Origin of the sequence: Pseudomonas sp. RW10S2 (genome assembly GCF_014268985.1) — a bacterium.
GTDB lineage: Bacteria > Pseudomonadota > Gammaproteobacteria > Pseudomonadales > Pseudomonadaceae > Aquipseudomonas > Aquipseudomonas wayambapalatensis.
This window is the reverse complement of the sequence record NZ_JABWRO010000056.1, coordinates 25,179-32,384: the sequence shown is the minus strand read 5'-3', so window position 1 is coordinate 32,384 and position 7,206 is coordinate 25,179. Positions and strand designations below refer to the sequence as shown.

Here is a 7,206-nt window from a genome sequence, read left to right as displayed (position 1 = left end):
AAAAAAACCGGGCCCGGGCCCGGTTTTTTTTCTGATATTTCCTACAAAAATTTAATTAAGGTCCGACGCAATTAAGGCTGTCGCGTTAATGCTGTTTGTTTGTCATTTCTGATCAGGATTCCATACTTGGGTTTTCTTTTGTTGTATGTAGATCAATACCGCTCTCCTGAATGGTTTTTTTACCTGGATCTGTATCTTTTATTCAGTCGACAACCCTCGATAATGGCTCTGTGATACTTGACGTGGCTCGGCTGAATGAAGCGTGTTGGCGCTGCTGATGCGGCCCAGGGCGCCTGCAGGGGCATTGCAAATGCCTCTGCATTGAGTGAGTGCCGGCCTACTGTTGCCTGGAAATTTCCTAATAACTTGTGGGAAATATCTTGGAAGTGAATCGCGACCTGTTTCTCACGTCGGTGAATGCCGGCTTTCTTTGCGCTCAAGGAATGGAGTGGACCATATGAGCAATATCCATGAGCAGGCCATGCACTACATATATCAGCAAGTACTGGATCGTCTGCTGGAACATATGTCCCAGGCGCAACGGGCCTGCGTTCAATTGCTGATTCAGCGCCTGCTGGTGGCGGCAGGTGGCGTGGAGTACATCGGGGACTTTCGTGTGTTGGTGATACACGGGCATGACCGATGCAACACTCGCCTGCTGGCGTTTCTGCGTGCTGCGCAACTGAGCATCGCGCTACGCGCGCCCCACACGTTTCGCCTGCAAGTGGTGGTCGCTTGCCAGCCCGCACCGGGAGCAGAGGTGCTTGGCGGTCTGGAGAGCACCTTCAGTGCGCTGTTCCTGCAGGATGACCCCCGTGTGGAGTTACTGCTGGCTGGCGGCCAACAACTGCAGCCTTTCAGCCGCCGCGCCGCGTCGGCTGCCAGCACATCGTACGAGCGCGAAGCGCTGCTGATGTTCGGTCACCTTTCTGCTGGGCGAGCAGAATCCTTGCTAGGCAGTCGTCTGCACCTTGAACTGGCCGAAACGCTGCGCCGCATCCTGTCCCAGGGGGCGATGCCCAGCGCGTTGGTCACGGCGATCCCTGTGCGGCAGCGGCGACGTTACCTGGCCTGGAGTCGTACCGTCATGCGTCTGACCGGCGAGCGCGGAAGCCATGCCATACACCAGTGCGCCGCAGTGTTGTGCGAAACGCTGGGGCGCCTGCGAGCACTGGCTGCCAGGCCTACGGAGCACGTCGAGGCGAGAGCCCCGTCATGCCAGGGCCAGACGCCCCTGCGGGTGATCGCGGTCGATGACCTGATCAATGACTCCCGAGGGGAGGACGCGCTGTTTCACATGCTGGGTATCGAGATGCCTGCGTCAGCGCGCGAAGAGCCGCTGGCTGCGTTTTTCGACCCTGCGTACCTGACTCACCTGCAGCGACTGCGCGATCAATGTCTGCTGGGCAGGCGCGACGCCGTCCGGTCGGGGAAGGGCACGGGCAGGCATCTGTTTCAGGAGGCCTATGCTATCGACGACAGCCAGCTGATGTGCCTGTTGTACGCCCCGTTCGCCGAGCAGGGCCGTGGCTTGTTGGCGTTCCTGCAGCGCTGCCATCCGGCGATGCGCGTTGCACTGCCCTATCTGCACCGTGCCCTGCAGGGGCAGCCGTGTCCGGAAGCGGTCGTACATTGGCTGATCAGTACCAGTGGATTGAGCCTGGCGCAGTTGCGCGTCATCTATTCGGGGGGGCTGCCGCATACGGCATCCCGGCTGGTCGCGAAGCTGACACGGCGTGACGTTCGGCTGCGGCTGCTGGCGCCCCCCTTGCCTTGTGCCGAAGCGATGGCGAAGGTCGCCAGTTGATGGGGCGTTCCGTGCGGCGCGAGTTCGCCTATCAGACGGTCTATCGCTACCTCGAAACGCTGATCAGCCATGCCCGCGAGGGAGGGGATCCGCGCTTGCCGTCGCTGCGCGACCTGGCCCGGCGCATGCGGGTTTCCCTGGCCACGGTGCAGTATGCCTACAGCCTGTTGGAGCGCGAGGGGCGGGTACATTCGGTGCCCAAGTCCGGATATTTTGCGCAGGTGCCGGTCAATGAGCCCGCCAGTGCGCCGAGGGCGAGCACCGGCCAGTGCGCACCGTTCATTCTCCCGCCATTCTCATGTGGGGCGCTCGAGCCGCTGTTGCTGGCGCATGAGCGGCGTCTGGCGCGACAGTCTGCGCTGACGCAGACCGGCAGCGCGCTGCTGCGCAATGCGCTGGCCGCCCGCCATACCCGTTCTTCCAGGCAGTTCTGGCGAGCTGAGGACGTGCATCTGGCGACGGATGTCCAGGCGTTACTGCAGACATTGCTGCTTGCGCTGGACTTGCAAGGAGGCACGGTACTGGTGGCGACGCCCTGTTGCTGGCAACAGTTGCAGGTCTTGCAACAGCTGGGGATGCGCGTTGTCGAGTGGCCGCTCGATACCCAGGGTGGTTTGGACCTGGATACCTTGGCACAGCTGTTCAAGCGCGAGACCGTACGCCTGCTGTTGATGCCGTCATGCCTGGCGACCCCTCCGGGACGCCTGGTGTCGCTGGATGAGCAGCGTGAAGTGGCGCGTCTGCTGGCGGGATATCCGACGTGGCTGCTGGAAAACGACCTGGACAGCGACCAGTGTTTCGTTGCGCCACCTGAGACGCGCCTGCGCGACTGGGTCGATCCGCACTGGCTGCTGGTGTTGGGTTCGCTAGAAGGCATGATCGGCGCCGAAGCGCCCTACGCCTATGTACTGAGTCGGCACCCGGCAGTGTGCGAGGCTTTTGTGCGACGCAGTTTCGTGCTACCCCCGCGGCGTCAACAGGCGGTGGCCTGTCTGCTGAGCCGAGGCGATGTGGACAGTCATCTGCAGCAGATGCGCGACCGTCTGCAAATGCGCATGGCGATTCTATGCCATGCCGTCGAGCAGCATCTGGGCAGTCTGTTGGCGTTCAGCGAACCTGAAGGCGGGCGTGTCCTGTGGTGTCGCCTGGGCTTGGCAGTGGATGTGCGTCAGTTGGTGGAAGCCCTGAACACTTCGGCGCTGCTGGCGGCACCTGGAAATCTGTTCAGCCTGCGAGACGGCTATGACTACCACCTGCTGCTGGCCTGGCAGGGGGACGATGCCGGCGAGCTGGAGCAGGCACTCGAAGCGCTCGGAAAAAGGCTGCAGTGCTTGCGTAGCAACGCACAAGACAGGTCGAACTGACCGTCGATCCGGCGCGCTTGCCAGGTTGCCTCGTCTGTATGTATAACCAGTATTCATGTTTGCCTGCGACGCCATGCCGTGATTGCCCATTCCGTCGAAGATCCGCTCTATTACCTGCACAACTTCCGCCAGGTGCTGAGGTGGGTCGAACACCGTTACGCCGATATCCTTGACCCGCACGAACAAGACTTTCTCCGAGTCTTCAGCGGGCTGGCCCAGCCGACGCAGGCACTGTTGGTGCGCATGGTCATGCGCAAGGGCGAGCTGTTTCGCGGCGACCGGCTTGAATATGCCGAGATCGGCGACACGGGCGCAGCTTTGCAGCCTTTGCTCACGCTGGGCTGGGTCTGCGCGAGGCCGATACTGGGCCTGGAGCAGTTGTTCGCCTTGTTGCGCCGGGACGAACTGCTTACCTGCTTTGCCGATCAACTGGCCCATCCTCGCGTGACCAAGACCCAGTTGCTGGCTGCGCTGCGGCCATTGGACCTGCCAGACAGACCACTGTCTGCCTGGTTCGAGCAGGCGCCGGTACAGATCCTGCAGTGGCGCTTGCAACCCCTGTGCGACCGCCTGCGCCTGTTGTTCTTTGGCAATCTTTATCAGGATTGGTCGGAGTTCGTGCTGGCCGATCTGGGCGTGCTGCGCTATGAGCAGGTGAGCTTCAGTGCGGATTCGCGCGCCTTGCGCCAGCGCGAGGAGGTCGATCTGGCGATGGCCTTGCATGCTTGCGCCGAGCGGCTGGAGCAGGGAGAGGCGCCAAGTACGTTGCTGCAGGCGTTGGAGCGGGCCAACAGCAGCAATCCCTGGTTGGCCAGGCGTCGCGCACGTCTGCTGTTTGCAATTGGCCAGCGCTGCGAGCGGCTTGGGCAATGGGATCTGGCCCTGAGTGTCTACGATGGGCTCGACCACCCCGAGGCGCGCATTCGCCAGGTGCGTGTGCTCGAGCGCAGCGAGCAGTGGCAAAGGGCGCAGGCACTGGCGTCACACATGGCCCAGACCACGGCCAATCCCCTCGAGGCCCAGGCGTTGGCGCGCATGCTGCCGCGCCTTGCACGCAAACTCGGAGGGCCGCCTCGACGCCGCGCGTCTGCTGCCGTGCAGACACTCATCGAACTGGCGTTGCCCGTGGAAATGTCCGCAGTGGGCGTGGAGGAAGCGGTGCGCCTGCACCTGGCGCACGCCGACGGCGAGGTCCATTACGTCGAGAACACCTTGTTCAACAGCCTGTTCGGCCTCTTGTGCTGGGAGGCGATTTTCGCGCCGCTGCCCGGCGCGTTCTTTCACCCTTACCAGGCGGCGCCCCAGGATCTGCACGACAGTGATTTCTCGGTGCGCCGCGCCGCCTTGTTCGAGGCCTGCCTGGGGCGGCTCGACGATGGCAGCTACCGACAGGCGATACGCACCTGTTTTGCCAACAAGCATGGGCTGCAGTCACCGTTCGTGTTCTGGCAGGTACTGAACGAGGCGCTGCTCGAGCAGGCCCTGGCCTGCATTCCTGCCGAGCATCTGAAGCAGTGTTTCCGGCGCCTGCTGCAGGATATTCGCAACAACCGCGCAGGTATGCCCGACCTCATCCAGTTCTGGCCGGGGCAGGGGCGTTACCGCATGATCGAGGTCAAGGGGCCGGGTGACCGCCTGCAGGATAACCAGTTGCGCTGGCTGGACTTCTGCCGTGAGCACGGCATGCCGGTCGCGGTATGCCATGTGCGCTGGTGCGAGGCCGCGTCGTGAGTCTGAGTGTGGCGGTACGTGCGCTGTGTGAGTTTGCCGCCAAGGTCGGCGACCTGGACTTGCGCTTCACTCCGTCGCCCACCGCCCAACAGGGCATCGACGGCCATCGACGGGTTGTTGCGCGGCGCGGTTCTGGCTACGAGGCGGAGGTATCGCTGGAGGGCGAGTACCAGGGATTGCGGGTGCGGGGGCGAGCCGACGGCTACGACCCGGTGCGCAACCGGGTGGAGGAGATCAAGACTCACCGCGGCAATCTCGACCGCCAGCCGGACAATCATCGGCAATTGCACTGGGCGCAGGCCCGCGTCTATGCCTGGCTGTTGTGCCAGTCGCGTGGGCTGGAGCGGATCGAGGTCACGCTGGTGTACCTGGACGTCGACAGCGACCGACAGACCTTGTTCAGCGAGCCGCAGCATGCCGCGCAACTGCAGCACTTCTTCGAGACCTTGTGCCAGCGCTTTCTTGGCTGGGCGCACGCCCAGGCCGCACGCCTGCGCCTGCGGGACAGCGATCTGCAGGGGCTGGCGTTTCCGTACCCACAGTTCCGCCAGGGCCAGCGCCAACTGGCAGAAACCCTGTACAAGGCCGTGGCCACCGGGCGCTGCCTGATGGCCCAGGCCAGTACCGGTATTGGCAAAACGCTCGGCACGCTGTTTCCGCTGCTCAAGGCCATGGCCCCGCAGCAACTGGACAAGCTGCTCTTCCTCACCGCCAAGACACCAGGCCGGGCACTGGCGCTCGACGCACTGCGCCAGATCACCGACACCACCCCGCAGCCCAGCCTGCGTGCGCTGGAGTTGATTGCCCGGGACAAAGCCTGCGAGTACCCGGGCAGTGCCTGTCATGGTGAGTCCTGTCCGCTGGCCAAGGGTTTCTACGATCGGCTGCCAGCGGCTCGCGAAGCAGCGTCGCAGGTGGTGTTGCTCGACCGTGCGGGGTTGCGCGAGGTCGCGCTGGCACACCAGGTCTGCCCGTATTACCTGGGGCAGGAGATGGCGCGCTGGGTCGATCTGGTGGTTGCCGACTACAACTATTATTTCGACGCCCATGCGCTGCTGTTCGGCCTGACCCAACTCAACCAGTGGCGGGTGGCTGTGCTGGTGGACGAGGCGCATAACCTGGTGGAGCGCGGCCGCGCCATGTACAGCGCAAGCCTCGACCAAGGGCAACTGCTGGCCTTGCGCAAGGCCAAGCCGGCGGGCTTGAGCAGCGCTCTGGAGCGTCTCAATCGCCAGTGGAATGCGTTGTACAAGTCCCAGCGGGCACCGTACCAGGCGAGCGACCAATTGCCCGAGGCATTCCTGCGGGCGTTGCAACAGTGCATTGGCCTGATTCAGGAGGCCATGGAGCAGGCGCCTGCGCACGTCGAACCGCAGGTCCTGCAGTTCTATTTCCATGCCCTGCAGTTCAGCCGTGTGGCCGAGCTGTTCGATGAGCATTTCCTGTTCGATGTCAGCCTGCGTAACGGCCCGCGAAACCGTCGTCTGGCAACCCTGACGCTGCGTAATGTGGTGCCCGCGCGCCTGCTTGGCCCGCGAATGGCTGCGGCGCGCAGCGTCACCCTGTTTTCGGCGACGCTAGGGCCTCGGCGCTTCTATTCCGACTTGCTGGGTATGCCGGCAGACACCGCCTGGCTGGACGTGGCCGCGCCATTTCGCGCCGAGCAGTTGCAGGTGCGGATCGTCAGTGAGGTTTCGACCCGCTTTCAGCAGCGCAGTGCGTCCCTGGCGCCGATCGTCGGGCTGATCGGCGAGCAGTACCAGCGTCAGCCGGGCAACTACCTGGCGTTCTTCAGCAGCTTTGAATACCTGGAGCAGGTGATGGCCCTGTTCGCCGAACGGCACCCCGAGGTGCCGCACTGGCGGCAGGCGCCGGGCATGGACGAGGCCGCACGCGAGGGATTTCTGGCGCGTTTCGTGGCGGATGGGCGAGGGATAGGTTTCGCTGTACTGGGCGGGGCCTTCGCTGAAGGAGTGGACCTGCCGGGCACCCGGCTGATAGGTGCCTTTGTCGCCACCCTCGGCTTGCCCCAGGTCAATCCGGTCAACGAACAGTTCAAGCAACGTTTGGCCCAGCAGTTTGGCAGCGGTTTTGACTACGCGTACCTGTACCCTGGCGTGCGCAAGGTGATCCAGGCGGCTGGTCGAGTCATTCGGGGCGACCAGGATCGTGGCGTGCTTTTTCTGATCGATGAGCGCTTCAGTGAGCCGCGGGTGCAACAGATGTTTCCTGGCTGGTGGCATACCGCCGCCAACTGATCCGGCCCCATCGCGCGCCGTTGCAACTCCCAGTACACTGCGCGTT

Annotated in this window: 4 protein-coding genes; all 4 read left to right on the top strand. The window is 63.4% G+C overall.

What is annotated here, in order from left to right; translation table 11 throughout:
- Window positions 1-457: 457 nt before the first annotated feature.
- The 4 genes from HU729_RS13930 to HU729_RS13915 all read left to right on the top strand — a co-directional run bounded on the left by HU729_RS13930 (window position 458) and on the right by HU729_RS13915 (window position 7,160).
- Window positions 458-1,807: a hypothetical protein gene (locus HU729_RS13930; RefSeq protein WP_186710568.1), complete on the top strand. Its 1,350-nt coding sequence runs from the start codon at window positions 458-460 to the stop codon at window positions 1,805-1,807.
- The gene (locus HU729_RS13925; RefSeq protein WP_186710566.1) at window positions 1,807-3,171 is read left to right on the top strand and encodes an aminotransferase class I/II-fold pyridoxal phosphate-dependent enzyme; all 1,365 of its coding nucleotides are present in this window, start codon (window positions 1,807-1,809) and stop codon (window positions 3,169-3,171) included. Before HU729_RS13930 ends, HU729_RS13925 begins: the two co-directional genes overlap by 1 nt.
- Window positions 3,172-3,249: 78 nt before the next feature.
- Window positions 3,250-4,902, top strand: a complete 1,653-nt coding sequence (locus HU729_RS13920; protein ID WP_186664214.1) for a VRR-NUC domain-containing protein — start codon at window positions 3,250-3,252, stop codon at window positions 4,900-4,902.
- Window positions 4,899-7,160, top strand: coding sequence for an ATP-dependent DNA helicase (locus tag HU729_RS13915; RefSeq protein WP_186710564.1), 2,262 nt, complete (start codon window positions 4,899-4,901; stop codon window positions 7,158-7,160). Before HU729_RS13920 ends, HU729_RS13915 begins: the two co-directional genes overlap by 4 nt.
- Window positions 7,161-7,206: the final 46 nt, after the last annotated feature.

Coding starts and splice junctions, on each gene's coding strand:
- HU729_RS13930 (WP_186710568.1), top strand. CDS start 458: ATGAGCAATATCCATGAGCAGGCCATGCACTACATATATCAGCAAGTA.
- HU729_RS13925 (WP_186710566.1), top strand. CDS start 1,807: ATGGGGCGTTCCGTGCGGCGCGAGTTCGCCTATCAGACGGTCTATCGC.